The 14302-nt window shown below is 62.4% G+C and carries 13 protein-coding genes and 1 pseudogene; 2 read left to right on the forward strand and 12 right to left on the reverse strand.

Annotation, left to right across the window (positions count from 1 at the left end; translation table 11 throughout):
• Positions 1–36 precede the first annotated feature (36 nt).
• Together JXQ94_RS10075 and JXQ94_RS10080 are read right to left on the reverse strand one after the other, a co-directional pair.
• Positions 37–708 carry a helix-turn-helix domain-containing protein gene (locus tag JXQ94_RS10075; RefSeq protein WP_421923641.1) on the reverse strand — a complete coding sequence of 224 codons (672 nt, stop codon included), beginning with the start codon at positions 706–708 and terminating at the stop codon, positions 37–39.
• A gap of 82 nt (positions 709–790) precedes the next feature.
• Positions 791–1015, reverse strand: a complete 225-nt coding sequence (locus tag JXQ94_RS10080) for a hypothetical protein (protein WP_421923643.1) — start codon at positions 1013–1015, stop codon at positions 791–793.
• A gap of 681 nt (positions 1016–1696) precedes the next feature.
• Between JXQ94_RS10080 and JXQ94_RS10085 the strand changes: the two genes are divergently transcribed.
• Positions 1697–1846, forward strand: coding sequence for a hypothetical protein (locus JXQ94_RS10085; protein WP_421923644.1), 150 nt, complete (start codon positions 1697–1699; stop codon positions 1844–1846).
• A gap of 994 nt (positions 1847–2840) precedes the next feature.
• Here the strand turns inward: JXQ94_RS10085 and JXQ94_RS10090 are convergent.
• From JXQ94_RS10090 to JXQ94_RS10135, 10 genes and pseudogenes are all read right to left on the reverse strand, one after another.
• Complete coding sequence (locus JXQ94_RS10090) at positions 2841–5051, reverse strand: 3-hydroxyacyl-CoA dehydrogenase NAD-binding domain-containing protein (protein WP_421923645.1); 2211 nt, start codon at positions 5049–5051, stop codon at positions 2841–2843.
• A 22-nt stretch (positions 5052–5073) separates the two neighbouring features.
• Positions 5074–6279: an acetyl-CoA C-acetyltransferase gene (locus tag JXQ94_RS10095; protein WP_295695186.1), complete on the reverse strand. Its 1206-nt coding sequence runs from the start codon at positions 6277–6279 to the stop codon at positions 5074–5076.
• A 72-nt stretch (positions 6280–6351) separates the two neighbouring features.
• Positions 6352–6957, reverse strand: coding sequence for an FMN-binding negative transcriptional regulator (locus JXQ94_RS10100; RefSeq protein WP_421923647.1), 606 nt, complete (start codon positions 6955–6957; stop codon positions 6352–6354).
• Positions 6957–7382 carry a hypothetical protein gene (locus JXQ94_RS10105; protein WP_421923648.1) on the reverse strand — a complete coding sequence of 142 codons (426 nt, stop codon included), beginning with the start codon at positions 7380–7382 and terminating at the stop codon, positions 6957–6959. Before JXQ94_RS10105 ends, JXQ94_RS10100 begins: the two co-directional genes overlap by 1 nt.
• Positions 7375–7761, reverse strand: a complete 387-nt coding sequence (locus JXQ94_RS10110) for a hypothetical protein (RefSeq protein ID WP_421923650.1) — start codon at positions 7759–7761, stop codon at positions 7375–7377. The genes JXQ94_RS10105 and JXQ94_RS10110 overlap by 8 nt, the downstream gene beginning before the upstream one ends.
• A 528-nt stretch (positions 7762–8289) precedes the next feature.
• A pseudogene (locus JXQ94_RS10115) lies at positions 8290–8421 on the reverse strand (acyl-CoA dehydrogenase family protein); the annotation flags it as partial.
• Positions 8422–8468: 47 nt separating this feature from the next.
• Positions 8469–8840, reverse strand: coding sequence for a hypothetical protein (locus JXQ94_RS10120; RefSeq protein ID WP_421923651.1), 372 nt, complete (start codon positions 8838–8840; stop codon positions 8469–8471).
• Between the two features lie 2 nt (positions 8841–8842).
• Positions 8843–10009, reverse strand: a complete 1167-nt coding sequence (locus JXQ94_RS10125) for an acyl-CoA dehydrogenase family protein (RefSeq protein WP_421923652.1) — start codon at positions 10007–10009, stop codon at positions 8843–8845.
• A gap of 137 nt (positions 10010–10146) precedes the next feature.
• Positions 10147–11937, reverse strand: coding sequence for an acyl-CoA dehydrogenase C-terminal domain-containing protein (locus JXQ94_RS10130; protein ID WP_421923653.1), 1791 nt, complete (start codon positions 11935–11937; stop codon positions 10147–10149).
• A gap of 69 nt (positions 11938–12006) precedes the next feature.
• Complete coding sequence (locus tag JXQ94_RS10135) at positions 12007–12489, reverse strand: MerR family transcriptional regulator (RefSeq protein WP_295691410.1); 483 nt, start codon at positions 12487–12489, stop codon at positions 12007–12009.
• A 132-nt stretch (positions 12490–12621) separates the two neighbouring features.
• Here JXQ94_RS10135 and JXQ94_RS10140 point away from each other — a divergent pair, with 132 nt between their 5' ends.
• A complete protein-coding gene (locus JXQ94_RS10140; protein ID WP_421923654.1) occupies positions 12622–14256 on the forward strand; it encodes a hypothetical protein in 1635 nt (544 codons plus the stop codon).
• Positions 14257–14302: the final 46 nt, after the last annotated feature.

Genomic DNA, 14302 nt, shown 5'->3' on the forward strand with positions numbered 1-14302 from the left:
GCAACACGGCGGCATCGGTCTTGAACAAATCTGATGCTATCGCTTGGCAATCCGGCCCGGTGTCTGACCGGTCTGTGCCCGCAGGACCCGGGTCATGTGAGGTTGGTCCGCAAAACCGGCGATCTGGGCAGCTTGCGACGGGCTGACGCCGTCACGCAACGCGGAGATCGCGTCCCGGATCCGGGACTCCCGGCGCAGAGCAAGTGGCGACAGGCCGTACCACGCCCGGCAGGTCCGACTGGCATGCTCGGGGGAAACGCGCAGATCACCGGCACTCGCGGCAACACTCCGACCTCGCAGGACATCGCTGACAAATGCCACCACCCAGTCCGGCGGCGCGAGGGCTGGCCGGTCACCACACTCCTCGAGCAGGGCCTGGCCGGCGGCCGACGGATCACGCCCGAACTCGCGCAGGATCGACTGCAGGTCTGAGGCGGCGAATACGCAGAACCCGCGCGCGTCGGCCTGCTCGGCCGGCAACGGAATGCTGACGACACGGGCCGATCTCTCCGGGAAGGCATTGCCATGGGCATGTGTTCGCGGGTGGAGGACGACATCGCCCGCCCGGCAGGCGAAACGCCCGTCGAAACTGAATTCGTCGTAGCTACCGTCGAGCACGAGGGCGGCATAAGCATCGGCATGTCTGTGAATCGGCAGGCTTGCCCCGACCTCAAACACTTCAACATTCTGGATACCCGACCGCGTCATCGGGCCAGCTTATTCACCCTGAGGGAACATGGCGAGTGCCACCGGCCCGCAGGGTGTGGTCAGGGTCGAAATCGAGTACGTGCTAGCGGCGGGCGATCAAGGGATCGCGCCCCTTGGCGACAACGCCGGCTTCGTGGTGCGCGACAATACTGTCGGCATCGTGGGATGCCGTGTCGATGGCGCGCCAGGCGGACCAGCCCATAACGCCTGTCATGATGACCGCGGCGGTCCAGCATACCAGTGCCAGTGACCGGGCATGACCCGGCCAGGACTTGAGAGTCCAGCGAAGGGAAATTCGCGCAAACATGGCATACCTGTCTCGTCTGCCGGGCTGGATTGCCCACCGCCCAGCATTGTCGTCATCGATTTGGTTAACGCAGCTCATATTTGATTAATATTTTGTTCAGCTTTCGCTCCAGACGGGATCACGGATAAATATCAATATCTTAATTGGGCGCCGACATCGCCAGCCGCATACGATGTGCCCCTGTGAGGGGAAATCACGTCGGACCTCAGGCGAGAGACCGGCGCAGATCCGCCCGCGGGCACTCGCGCCAGCCGCGATGAAGACGGTGGGGAGATTGGCGGCAAGCCAGCGCCAGTAACAGGGCCCCCCAAACGCACCAACCGCCCGTCCCTGACCTGGCAAGAGGTTAGGAGGCGGGCGGCCGTGTTGCGTCCGGTTCCGGTTTTGACACCTTTGCCTTCGGCTTCCCCTTTCTTTCGTCCGGGGCAGCACCACGGTGAGGCAGCGCTGGATCTTGGCGGCCTGGTCCCCGTCCTTGCGGTCGGTTCAGTCTCTCCGGGTCGGTGAGCCCTTCAGCGCCGGTCCTTGCGGGCCCTTGCCTCGAAACCTGACCTGAAATCCCTGCTCTTGCGAGCCTGTCTTTCCTGCCTGCCCGTTCAAAACCGGTTCTTGCGAACCTGCCTCTCCGGGCCATCCTCTCCGGCGATCCCCGGTCCTTTCGAACCGCTTCGGTCGCTGTCGATGACCAAAGTAAAACAGGCCGGACGCGGCTCCGCAACGCATGGAAAATGCGATTTCGTGGACAAGTTTGCAGGATTGGTGGAAAACGTTCCAGTTTTTGTGGAAAAGCTGGTGAAAACTTTCAACAGCCTGTTTTCACGCCCTGATTAGCCCGGATGCGGACAGGAAGAAACCAGCGTGGACAGTGCCGCGGCGCCGAAAGGTCAGCTGTGAGCCGGGCGCCGCGCGCGGAGCCATCCTTAATTCGCTTGTCAGCCAGCAGGCCGTATCCGGTTCTTCAGCTCAAGGGTGAAACCGCGAAGCGGCCGCTCTGCGGCCCTTGACCTGAAGAACCGGATACGGCGATCTCTCGGCAAGCGGTTTATGGGTGGGGTTTGCGCCGGAGGCGCGGGACGATCAGAATAGCTGGTTTAAAACGGTAGGCGACCCCGGCGGCTCCCAGCCGCGCCTCAATACAACATTCTAATCATCAGCTGCTCGACTACGAACCGGACTTTGAAATCGCTAAGCCTGATGCGGACGAAATTTCAGTGGCGATTGCGGTCACCGCATCGCCGAATAAAACCCTCGAAAAAAAGTAGTTCCGCACGGCACCTCGTGGAGTCCTAGCCTCGAACCGAACTCCACGTTGAGACACCTCAATTCTTGAAATGCTACTTACACTCAATCGCCTGCCCAGCAAACGAAATGGCACCGTTATAAATTTGGAATTCACTTCAACTGGAAAAAGTAGAGCAATTAGAAAAAATACTAAATATACAAAAAGCCCATAGAAAAATGAGTAAGACATAAAAAATACCCATTTCGGGTATATCGATCTTGAAGGCTCGTCACTTAAAATTGCTGGCAGCAAATACCACCCTAACCCGACAAATACCGAGCACAGCATCAACAATCCGAGCATGGTGGCGATTCCACTGGAAGTCGCTCGCAATTGCATATTTGAACTCCCAGTCTTAACGACCGCTCTCCGGTGGATACCCAGGCCATCCGGGTCAATCACATTTTCAGGCATGACCGGTTCACTAGACCTCACCGTAGCACCAACGATCAATTGTGTGTGCCCGGATCACTCCGAACAAGAAAAAACCGGCGCGGACAGTGCCGCGCCGGTTTCTTGCAGTCGTTCAGGTCAGATCAGCGACTATTCCGCCGCAACCGGCTGTTTCGCGCCGAAGCGTCCGTAGAAGGTCTCGCCCTTCTCGGCCATTTCGACGAGGAGGTCCGGCACCGCGAACTGGTCGCCATAGGTGGCTTCCAGCTCTTTGGCGCGGGCCACGAAGGCCTTGGCGCCGATGGTGTCGATGTAGGACAGCGTGCCGCCGGTATAGGGCGCAAAACCCCAACCGAGGATCGAGCCGACATCGGCCTCGCGCGGATCCTGGACAATGTCCTCACCCATGCAACGCGCCGCTTCCAGCGCCTGGGCGTAGAGGATGCGGTCCTTGATCTCGTCCGCACTCGGCTGTTCGGCCGCGTACTGACCGCCCGGAGCAAACTGCTCCAGTTCCGGCCACAGGCGCTTGGGCTGGCCCTTTTCGGCCGGGTAGTCGTAGAAGCCCTTGGCGTTCTTGCGACCGAAGCGCTCGTATTCCTCGACCATCTTGAACAGGATCGGCTCGGTCTTGGACGGCTTGTGCGCGTCACCCAGATCGGCCTTGGTCTGCTTGATCAGCTTCACGCCGAGATCCAGCGCCACCTCGTCCTGCAGCGAGAGCGGACCGACCGGCATGCCGGCCATCTTGGCGGCATTCTCGATCAGGGCCGGCTTCACGCCTTCGGCCAGGAGGTTCATCCCCTCGCCGATATAACGCATGACGCAACGATTGGCGTAGAAGCCGCGCGTGTCGGAGACGACGATCGGCGTCTTCTTGATCTTGGTGACAAAGTCGATCGTGCGCGACAGGGCATAATCGCCCGTCTTCTCGCCCATGATGATCTCGACCAAATTCATCTTCTCGACCGGTGAGAAGAAGTGGATGCCGATGAAGTTGTCCGGACGGTCCGACGCCTTGGCCAAATCGGTGATCGGGATGGAGGAGGTGTTCGAGCCGAATACGGCGGTCGTGCCGATCTGCTCTTCCGCCATCTTGGTGATCTTGGCCTTCAGTTCGGAATTCTCGAACACGGCCTCGACCACCAGGTCGACATCCTTGATCAAGGTGTAGTCGGTGGTCGGTGTGATCAGGGCACCCAGCTTGTCAGCCTTGTCCTGGCTCAGCTTGCCGCGGGCGACGCCCTTGGCGAAGTGGTCGGTGCAATGCGTCTTGCCCTTGTCGGCGCCCTCTTGCGTGGCGTCGATGAGAACAATCTCGATCCCGGCCTGGGCCGACACCGTGGCGATGCCTGCCCCCATGAAACCGGCGCCGATGATGGCGATCTTCTTGATCTCGCCCTTGTCCTGACCGGCCGGACGACGTCCGCCCTTGTCCAGGTCCTGCTTGGACAGGAAGATCGAGCGGATCATGTTGCGGCTTTCCGGGCGCAGCAAGAGCTTGGTGAAATACCGGCTCTCGATCCGCAGGGCGGCATCCATGTTCACCTGGCTGCCTTCATAGACGCAGGACAGGATGTAGCGCTGGGCCGGATAGTTGCCGTAGCTGGTCTTGCGCAGCATCGGCGAGGCAGCACCGAACATCTGGCCACCGGCGGGGTGGTAGGGGCCACCACCCGGGAAGCGGAACTTGTCACCATCCCAGGGCTGCTTGGCACCCTTGGGGTCTTCCTTGACCAGCTCCTTGGCCTTGGCCACCAGCTCGCCACCCGGCACCACGGCATCAACAATGCCCTGGGCCTGCGCCGCAGCCGCGTCGAGCTGCTTGCCTTGCAGCAAGATCGGTGCGGCATTCATCAGGCCAACCAGGCGCGGCAGGCGCTGAGTACCGCCACCGCCCGGCAGCACGCCGACCATGGCTTCCGGCAGGCCGAGCTTGGCCTTGGGATTGTCCGACGGCATGACCCGGTAATGACAGGCCAGGGCAATCTCGAAGCCGCCGCCCAGGGCGAGGCCGTTGACCGCCGCAGCGATCGGCTTGCCGCAGGTTTCCAGCGCGCGGAAGGTCTTGTTGAGACGGAAGCATTGCTCGAACAGCTTCGTCTTCATTTCCTCTTCCGGCAGCTTGGCCAGGGCCTGCGATGACCCGCCCAGCTCGGACAGGTCGGCCCCGGCGCAGAACGCTGCCTTGCCGGACGTAATGACCACGCCCTTGATGGCGTCGTCATTGATGATCGTGTCGGTCAGCGCGTCGAAGTCATCCATGACATCGGCCGAGATGACATTCATCGACTTGCCCGGGCTGTCAAAGGTGACCAGGGCAATGCCGTCAGAGTCGATTTCAAGTGTGAAGTTTTTCATCGTCTTTTCTCCTGCTCGACCCTTAAACCCGCTCGATGATCGTTGCGGTGCCCATGCCGCCGCCGACGCAGAGCGTGGTCAGGGCGGTTTGCTTGCCCGTGCGCTCCAGCTCGTCGAGCACGGTGCCCAGGATCATCGCGCCGGTGGCGCCCAGCGGGTGACCCATGGCGATCGAGCCACCATTCACATTCATGATGTCGTGGTCGATCTCATAGGCCTGCATCAGGCGCAGCACGACGGCGGCAAACGCCTCGTTGAGCTCCCACAGGTCGATATCGCCCGCTTCCATGCCGGCCTTTTTCAGGGCCTTGGCAGTGACCGGGACTGGTCCCGTCAGCATGATGGTCGGCTCGGAGCCAACTGAGGCCATCGAGCGGATACGCGCCCGCGGCTTGAGACCGGCGCGCTCGCCCGCCTCTTTCGAGCCGACGAGGACCATGGCCGAACCATCCACGATGCCCGACGAATTGCCGCCCGTATGGACCCAGTTGAGATACTCGATCTCGGGATAGCGCTGGGTGGCGACGGCTTCAAAGCCGACGAAATCGGACATGTCCTTGAACGCCGACTTCAGTGAGCCGAGGCCCTGCATGTCGGTACCCGGACGCATGTGCTCGTCATGGGCGAGGATGGTGGTGCCCAGCTGGTCCTTCACGGCGACGACCGACTTGGCAAAGCGGCCCTCTTCCCAGGCGCGCGCGGCGCGCTTCTGGCTTTCCATCGCATAGGCGTCGACGTCATCGCGGGAGAAGCCGTGCTTGGTGGCGATCAGGTCGGCCGAGACGCCCTGCGGCACGATGTAATTGTCGAAGGAGATTTCCGGGTCGACGCCCATGGCGCCGCCATCGGAGCCCATCGGCACGCGCGACATGGCTTCCACGCCGCCGCCAATGGCAAAGTCGGCCTCGCCGGACATCACCTTGGCCGCCGCGACATTGACCGCTTCCAGGCCCGAGGCACAGAAACGGTTCAGCTGGTAGCCGCCCGTGGTCTCGGCATAGCCGGCATTGATCACCGCCGAGCGGGCGATATTGGCACCCTGCTCGCCGACCGGCGAGACGACACCCATGATCACGTCATCGACGAGGGCGGTGTCGAGATTGTTGCGGTCACGGATCGCGGCGAGCTGCTGGGTGGCCAGCTGCAGCGCGGTGATCTCGTTGAGCGCCCCGTTCTTTTTCTTGCCGCGCGGCGTGCGCGTGGCGTCGAAGATATAGGCTTCTGTCATGGTCACTTCCTTTCCCTTGGCGGGGTGGTTCCCTTTATCGACTCAATACTCAGATGAAGACGCGGCACGGGACTAGTCATCCTCTTCCGCCTCGTCCTCGATCATGTGGTAGGCAACGGCGTGTTCGCCGCGTTCATTGAGGGCGTGAGCGATACGCAAACGCTCCTCCAATGGCTTGTTCTGGGAGAGCTTGGCCTTGCCCTCCAGGCGGTCAATTTCGAACTCGAAGGGCTGAATGGCCAGCTCCAGCATGGCCCGGCGTTTCTCTTCCAGTTGGGTGATGCGCCACTCGCTTTCAAAGTCGGCGATCTGCGAGGACAGCGCCCGCTCGGCCTCGACGCCCTGCAGCGGGACCAGCGAGCCGAAGGCGTGCACGGCGACATAATTCCAGGTCGGTACATTCTCGTGCGGCCGCGAATACCAGGTCGGTGAGATATAGGCGTGCGGACCGGTGAAGACGACCATCGCCTCCTTGCCGGCCTTGATCGCAGCCGAGGCCGGATTGGCCATGGCGACATGGCCGATCAGGACCAGGCGCTCATCGGCCAGTTTCAACGGGATGTGCGTCGCCGCCAGGTCCGGCTCGCCGGGGATCAGCAGCAGACCGAAATCATAGGAGCGCATCACCGCCCGCATCTCGCTCTCGTCTTCCATCCGGAAATGTGTGGGCGTGTACATCAGGCGCGTTTCCCGGAGACGAAGATGAGGGCGACAAGGAAGGCGGCGCTGGGCGCCAGCAGGGTGAGCACCATCGGCACCAGCGAGACCAGCCGCAATTGCGCAAACTCGGCCGAATTCTCGCCGCCGAGCAGGAGATGGGCCGGAATGGAAATGAGGATCGGCGCGGTGGCGATGATCCAGTAACCGAGCAGCGCCGCCAGCACCCGCAGGCGCGAACCGAGCAGAAACGACATCCCCAGCGCGAACAGCGTCGCGATGGCGGGCGGCAGGGCCAGCCCCAGCCAGGCCGGATAACTCTCCAGCGCAAAACTCGCCCCGAACCAGACCCCCGAGCCCAGACGGGCCGCGAGCACGGTTCCCGCACCGCCGGCGATGGCGGCGATGAGGAGTGAGCGGAGGGCATTGTCGCGGGCGTCAGTCATCTGTGTCGGCCGCCTCGCAGCGATAGTCGCGGATCGGATAGCCAGCGACACTGTCTCCGACCATGCGTGTGTCATTCTCGATGATCCAGACCTCGGTCTGGCGGTCGGTCTGAGCGCCGCTTGCCGGGTCGTGGCATTCCCAGGTCAGGCGGAAACCGCCGGTGTGCGGGTCCCGGATGAGATAGGAGATGGTGCAGGCCTCACCCTGGGCGCGGCTGAAACCGGTCGAGGCATAGCTCTGCCCCTGCGTGCACCCCTCCTCGCCCCATGTCCCGGCGAGGCAAGCGTCGAACTGCTCCTCCAGCGTGCCCTCGCCGCCATAGCCGATACAGCCGGGCTGAGCGGTGAGGAGGAGGGTCGTGGCGAATAGGGTCAACATTATATCGATCTCCAATTCGGCAGACTGCTAGAGGCGCGTCCCGCACGCATGCGAATGATCATCGGCCCAGCCTCCTGCGTGCAATGGATCCAAGCCAGAACGCGGAACCTGTTGCGATGGCGAGCCCGGCAGTCGGAACCCACGCGGCACCAACATAACCGAAATCGGCACCACGACGCGCTTGCCCGATTGGGTCCGGGAGAGTGACCTCGGCCATGACCGAGCCCAACGCTCCCACCAACCAAAAAAGAAAAGGGACGGCGAAGGAGGCTACCACTCCGAGGAGAACTGCGGAGGACAAGTTTGCGCGGCCAAGCATCCACCCCAGAAGCCCCATCGCCAGCACGCCCATCAACACTTGAAACTCTGGATACAGGAGGACGTATACGGGCTCCCAAGCAAATCTGGCGAATGCACTCGCGAACGAGGATACGACACTGAAGGCCAAAAACGGCACGGTCCAGCCGCTCACGAAAGCGAGCCACCAGATCGCGCGATCGGGGTTGGTCCGTGCCGCCTCACTCATCCCTAGAGCGTCCTCGCGATCAGCAGCTTCATGATCTCGTTCGTCCCGCCATAGATGCGCTGGACGCGGCTGTCGGTCCACGTGCGGGCGATGAACTGTTCTGCCCGTTCGCCCTCGCCGCCAAGGCCGAGACAGCCGGGCTGAGCGGTGAGGAAACGGGTCTTGGCGAGAACACCCAGCATCAGATCGACCTCCACTTGGGGAATGCGATTGCCAAAAGAATACCCAATGCGAGCATACTGATCATGATGGCACTTTGGACTAGCCATCCAAGACCAACCACTTCCGTATCAACCAAGCGCAAATTTGCAAAAATGATCGCGGCAACAATGGTCAGCGCCCACCGGCTCCAACCGAGGGCAAAGCCCACAACTCCGACGATCACGCTGGCAAAAAGCAATGGGCCATGTGCGATCAGGCTCTCAGGGAGAAATGCGGCACCAACCAACGCGCCGAAGGTTTGGGCCAATGCGATTCCTCCAAAAGTGACAAACGCAAGTATCGGTCCCAAATTCGTCTCTGCAGGAAGCTCGCTGTCATCCCCTTCACTCATGCCTAAAGCGTCCTCGCGATCAGCAGCTTCATGATTTCGTTGGTGCCACCATAGATGCGCTGGACGCGGCTGTCGGTCCACATCTTCGCGATCGGGTATTCGCGCATGTATCCATAGCCACCATGCAGCTGGACGCATTCGTCCATGACCTCGTTCTGGGCTTCGGAGACCCAGTATTTGGCCATCGAGGCGGTGGCGGCGTCGAGCTCGCCTTTCATCAGGCGCTCCGAACAATGATGGGTGAAAACCTCGGCCAGGGTCGCCTTGGTCTTGCACTCGGCGAGCTTGAACTGGGTGTTCTGGAATTTCAGGATCGACCGGCCGAAAGCTTCGCGTTCCTTGGTGTAATTGATCGTCTCGTGCAGGGCGCGCTTCATGGCGCCGACACCCTGGACGGCGATCTGCAGGCGCTCCTGCGGCAATTGTTGCATCAGCTGAATGAAGCCCTGGCCTTCTTCGGTGCCCAGCAGGGCATCGGCCGGCACCCAGACATCCTCGAAGAAGAGCTCGGCCGTGTCCTGGGCCTTCATTCCGACCTTGTCCAAGAGGCGACCGCGGCGGAAGCCCTCGACCTTGTCGGTCTCGACCATCAGGAGAGAGACACCGTCATAACCCTTTTCCGGATCGGTCTTGGCCACGACGATGATGAAATTGGCCGAGCCGCCATTGGTGATGAAGGTCTTCTGGCCGTTGATGCGATAGCCATTGCCATCCTTGACCGCCGTCGTCTTGACGCTCTGCAGGTCCGAGCCGGTACCCGGTTCGGACATGGCGATGGCGCCGATCAGCTCGCCGGAAATCATGCGCGGCAGGACGGACTTCTTCTGCTCTTCCGACCCGTAATGGGTGACATAGGGGGCGATGATGGAATTGTGCAGACCGACACCCCAGCCGCCAGCGCCGATCTCGGCGCCCGCTGTGTGGAAAACGTATTCATGGCCCCAATCACCACCGGCGCCACCATATTCCTCGGGCACGGACGGGCAGAGAATCCCGGCCTTGCCAGCCTTGGTCCAGATCTCGCGATCGACCATGCCCTGATCTTCCCAGCGTTCGGCATTGGGCACGCATTCCCGTGCCATGAAGCCGCGCACCGAATCCTCGAACATCCGGACATCCTCGCGCTCGAGAAAGTCCGGACGCGGCACATTGAGTGGATCCTGAAACATGAAACGTCCTCCCCAGACGGTTCGTTCTGTGACGGGCCTGACCGCTTGTCGATCGTCGCCCCTTATCAACCGGAATAGTGTGGCGGGCCGGTCTCTCTTGCCGGACCGGTCCCGCCGGTAATCACGTCAGCTTGCGCCTAGAAGGCCTCCGCTTCCAGCGCCATCATGGAGTCGGCGCCGGCCTCGACCTTGGCCAGGTGCATGGCCGCTTCCGGGACCCAACGGTCGAGGAAATACTGGCCGGTCTTCAGCTTGGCGGCATAAATCGGGTCCGTCTCGCCGGCAGCGATCTTGGCCGAGGCAACCTTGGCCATTTTCGCCCACATGTAAGTCAGGCAGGTCAGGCCGAAGAGGCTGAGATAGTCGTGGCTGCCGGCCCCGGCATGGTCGAAATTATTGAGCGCGTTATTCATCAGCCAGTCGGTGGCCTGTTTGAGCTTGCCCTTGGTCTCGCCAACCGCATTGACGAAGGGCTGTGTCTCGTCATTGCCGCCTTCGGCCACGAAAGCGTCGAGCTCGGCAAAGAAGCTGGTGATCGGGCGCATGCCATTCATTGCCAGCTTGCGGCCGACCAGGTCGAGCGCCTGGATCCCGTTCGTGCCTTCATAGATCAGGGTGATGCGGGCATCGCGCAGCAGCTGGGACGCGCCCCACTCCTCGGTGAAGCCCGACCCGCCATGAATCTGCAGGCCGGAAGAGACCATGTCATAGCCCTTGCCGGTTAGATAACCCTTCACGATCGGGGTCAGCAGCGCCATGTAGTCGCCCGCCTTCTCGCGCATGGTCGGGTCGGACGCCTTCTCCTCGAGATCACCCTGCAGGGCGGTCCACAGGGCAAAACAACGCGCGGCTTCGACGAAGGACTTCTGGTCCATCAGCATGCGCCGCACATCCGGATGCACGATGATCGGATCGGCCGGGCCGTCCTGGTTCTTCGGTCCGGTCAGGGAACGGCCCTGCAGGCGGTCCTTCGCGAATCCGAGCGATTGCTGATAGGCGGCCTCGGCGAGGGCATAGCCCTGCAGGCCGACACCCAGGCGGGCCTCATTCATCATGATGAACATGATTTTGAGACCCTTGTTTTCCTCGCCGACGAGCCAGCCTGTGGCCTCGTCATAGTCCATGACGCAAGTGGCGTTGCCGTGGATACCCATCTTGTGTTCCAGGCCGCCACACTTGGCCGTGTTGCGTGTCCCGGGATTGCCATCCGCATCGGGAATGAATTTCGGCACCACGAAGAGAGAGATACCCTTCACGCCTTCCGGCGCGCCTTCAATGCGCGCGAGGACCAGGTGGATGATATTCTCCGCCATGTCGTGTTCGCCAGACGAGATCCAGATTTTCTGGCCGGTGATCTTGTAGGAACCGTCAGCCTGCGGCACAGCCTTGGTGCGCAAAAGGCCGAGATCCGTGCCGCAATGCGGCTCGGTCAAATTCATCGTCCCGCCCCACTGGCAGGAGATCATCTTGGGCAGGTAGAGCGCTTTTTGCGCGTCCGACCCGCCTGTCGCCAGAGCGGCGGCGGCCCCCAGGGTCAGGCCCGGATACATGCCGAACGCCATATTGGCCGAGGACACCATCTCGTTGAAGGCGAGATTGAGCACGTGCGGCAGACCCTGGCCGCCATATTCCGGATCCGAGGAAAGGGCCGTCCAGCCGCCTTCCGACATCTGCTTGAAGGCATCCTTCCAGCCGGTCGGCGTTTTCACATTGCCGTCCGCGTCACGCGTGCACCCTTCCTCATCACCGATCTTGGAGATCGGGGCGAGCACGCCCTCACAAAATTTCGCGCCCTCTTCGAGGATCGCGTCAACCGTGTCGGCATCGGCGTCAGCGAAGCCGGGCAGATCGCCATACTGGGTGATATTGAGCACGTCATGCAGGACAAAACGCTGGTCACGAACCGGGGCGCGATACGGGGTGGTCATGATGGGTCTCCGGGGAGCGGGGTGTGGATTGTGGGGTTGTGAATTTGTGGTCGGTGCGGCCGCCGGGGATCACCCCGGGGACAGGCCGCTCCAGTCTTCCAGACGGGCACTGGCCAGGGCCTCGAAAGCCCGGGCCCTCCGACGGACGTCGTCCGGCGGCGTCCGGTCTTCCAGACGCTCGCGCATCCAGTCGAGGCCGGCGGTAAGCTCAGCCAGGGCGCGCTCGACGTCCTCGCGCTGCTGCTGCAGCACAGTGATCCGGTGTTCGAAGCGCTTTATCGCCGGCTCGAGGCGCTCGCGGCCACCTCGGTCGATCGCCTGCAGGTCGAGGATTTCCTTGATTTCATCGAGCGCGAAACCGACCCGCTTGCCCCGCAGGATCAACTCGATGCGGGCGCGGTCTTCAGCGGAATAGACCCGGGCTGCGCCACGGCGCAACGGATGGATCATCCCCTTCTGCTCGTAAAAGCGAAGCGTGCGCGGGGTGATGTCGAACTCCATGGCGAGTTCGCGAATGGTGAATTCGGTATCGGGGGCGACAGGCTTGATCATGGGTTGAATGGTGTTCACAAAGTTACGCGAACGTCAACGTCAGATATATGACAAGACGGAATTTGCCGTGAGAAGCCCCGGCACCGGTTTTGCCCCTTTCATTGTCACCGCGGGCGCGGCAAAGTCCGGCTCATGTTGCGATCCCTTGTTCTGCCCGCCCTTGTTCTGGCCCTGCCCGGCCTGCCCGCCCATGCGATGACGCAGGCCGGACAGCCGGATCCCGGCTTCTCCATTCTCGCGCAACCGGAGCCGACACCCGACCGGGCGCCTGACCAGACCACCCCAGACCTGTCGGAAGAAACCTATACGGTGATCGGTCCGCATCTGGACCGAGATTCCTATCTCGCCCTGCGCGGCAATCGTGACGATGTGGTCCTGCGGACGCGCTGGCAAATCACGCGCACGGCGCTGGAAGGCACGGCTCTTGGCGAGGAACAGCGGGAAATTGTCATTGGCGATGGTTATGTCACCGAGACCGGTGAGGCCGAACGCGTCATCCAGGACTTTGTCACCAGCCGCACCCTGACCCGCGTTCCGGCCCTCGACGGACCGGTGATGCGCAACGAGCCCTTCGTCTCCCATGTGCACCGGCAAATGAATACCTTCGCCTACTACACGGAGGGCGGCACCCTGGCAGAAGTCACCGGTCCGGGCGGCACATCCTTTGATCGCTTCTGGATCGAGGCCGCGATGGGTGTACGTCTGGGCGAGGCCGAACTGGTCTCGACGATCACCGAGGACGCAATCACCGAGGTCCGCCGCAGCGCCGAGGGCTCGCCGGTCCTGAGCCATCGCGATGACGGGTTGGGCGCGGGCCGAGCCGCCGCCCTGTTTCGGGGCTGGCTCCAGCATGGCGTGCCGATCCATCCCGACGCCCTGGCGACGCTCAATGCCGAGACCGGGATTCCGGAGGAATTCAGCTTCCTGGTCTTCTCTCCGTCCAGCCCGGACGGGCGTCGCGAAACCTGGACCCGCCTGAGCGAGCATGACGGCGAAGCCGCCTTTCCCTGGCCCGAAGGGCTGATGCCCGCACGCGCTGACAGCTATCAGATCGAAGACCCGGCCGTGCGCCGCCTGTTGCAGGCCGGACTTGATGCCGCCGCCCAACCATCGGCCGCCCCGGATGAAGCCGGCTTCCTCGCTGCCGCCGAGGCCGCCCAGCGCCGTGCTGATCCGGCGGGCGCCTATCTCGCTCTCTATCAAATCTCCCACCACCAGGGCCCGTGCCGCGCCGATTCCACCTCCCGCGTTTGCAGCCGGATGAGCCAGGTGACAGCGTCGGGCATTGGCAATGCCGGTTTCGAATCCCTGATGAGCGGTATCAGTCGCATGCAAAGCGACCGCGCAGCGGCGCTCAATGTCTTGAAAGATCACTTGCATCGCGACGGTCTTGAAGGCGCCGCCGCCAATCTGCTGGCAGCCCAGGCCCTGGCCGCCCTGCGCAGCACCCAGCCGGATGCCTTTCCGGAGCTCAATCTGCAAACCCTGTTTGCCAGTGCGGCGATCGCGGATCCCTACGCGCCGCTGGCCTTCTGGCATGCGGGCCGCTTCGCCGCCAGCCAGAGCGATGTCGAGACAGCCTGGCTGCTCTTCGATATCGCCCGGTCCCTGCCAGCCTCCCGCAGCCTGCCGCCATCGCGCGAAGCTGTCGCCATGAGTGATCAGTTACAAGCGCTTGCACCGGGCTTTTTCGTGAATGTACCGGAGACCGCGCAGGACGCCGGGGACGACGAATCCGATACGGATGGGGCCGACCTGCCGGAGTGACGTCCCCCGGCTCTGGGCATGTTCGGGTTGGCCCGGCCGAAAACTG

The sequence above is a fragment of the Maricaulis maris genome, assembly GCF_049116555.1.
Taxonomy (GTDB): domain Bacteria; phylum Pseudomonadota; class Alphaproteobacteria; order Caulobacterales; family Maricaulaceae; genus Maricaulis; species Maricaulis maris_C.

Coding starts and splice junctions, on each gene's coding strand:
- JXQ94_RS10075 (WP_421923641.1), bottom strand. CDS start 708: ATGACGCGGTCGGGTATCCAGAATGTTGAAGTGTTTGAGGTCGGGGCA.
- JXQ94_RS10080 (WP_421923643.1), bottom strand. CDS start 1,015: ATGTTTGCGCGAATTTCCCTTCGCTGGACTCTCAAGTCCTGGCCGGGT.
- JXQ94_RS10085 (WP_421923644.1), top strand. CDS start 1,697: ATGACCAAAGTAAAACAGGCCGGACGCGGCTCCGCAACGCATGGAAAA.
- JXQ94_RS10090 (WP_421923645.1), bottom strand. CDS start 5,051: ATGAAAAACTTCACACTTGAAATCGACTCTGACGGCATTGCCCTGGTC.
- JXQ94_RS10095 (WP_295695186.1), bottom strand. CDS start 6,279: ATGACAGAAGCCTATATCTTCGACGCCACGCGCACGCCGCGCGGCAAG.
- JXQ94_RS10100 (WP_421923647.1), bottom strand. CDS start 6,957: ATGTACACGCCCACACATTTCCGGATGGAAGACGAGAGCGAGATGCGG.
- JXQ94_RS10105 (WP_421923648.1), bottom strand. CDS start 7,382: ATGACTGACGCCCGCGACAATGCCCTCCGCTCACTCCTCATCGCCGCC.
- JXQ94_RS10110 (WP_421923650.1), bottom strand. CDS start 7,761: ATGTTGACCCTATTCGCCACGACCCTCCTCCTCACCGCTCAGCCCGGC.
- JXQ94_RS10120 (WP_421923651.1), bottom strand. CDS start 8,840: ATGAGTGAAGGGGATGACAGCGAGCTTCCTGCAGAGACGAATTTGGGA.
- JXQ94_RS10125 (WP_421923652.1), bottom strand. CDS start 10,009: ATGTTTCAGGATCCACTCAATGTGCCGCGTCCGGACTTTCTCGAGCGC.
- JXQ94_RS10130 (WP_421923653.1), bottom strand. CDS start 11,937: ATGACCACCCCGTATCGCGCCCCGGTTCGTGACCAGCGTTTTGTCCTG.
- JXQ94_RS10135 (WP_295691410.1), bottom strand. CDS start 12,489: ATGATCAAGCCTGTCGCCCCCGATACCGAATTCACCATTCGCGAACTC.
- JXQ94_RS10140 (WP_421923654.1), top strand. CDS start 12,622: ATGTTGCGATCCCTTGTTCTGCCCGCCCTTGTTCTGGCCCTGCCCGGC.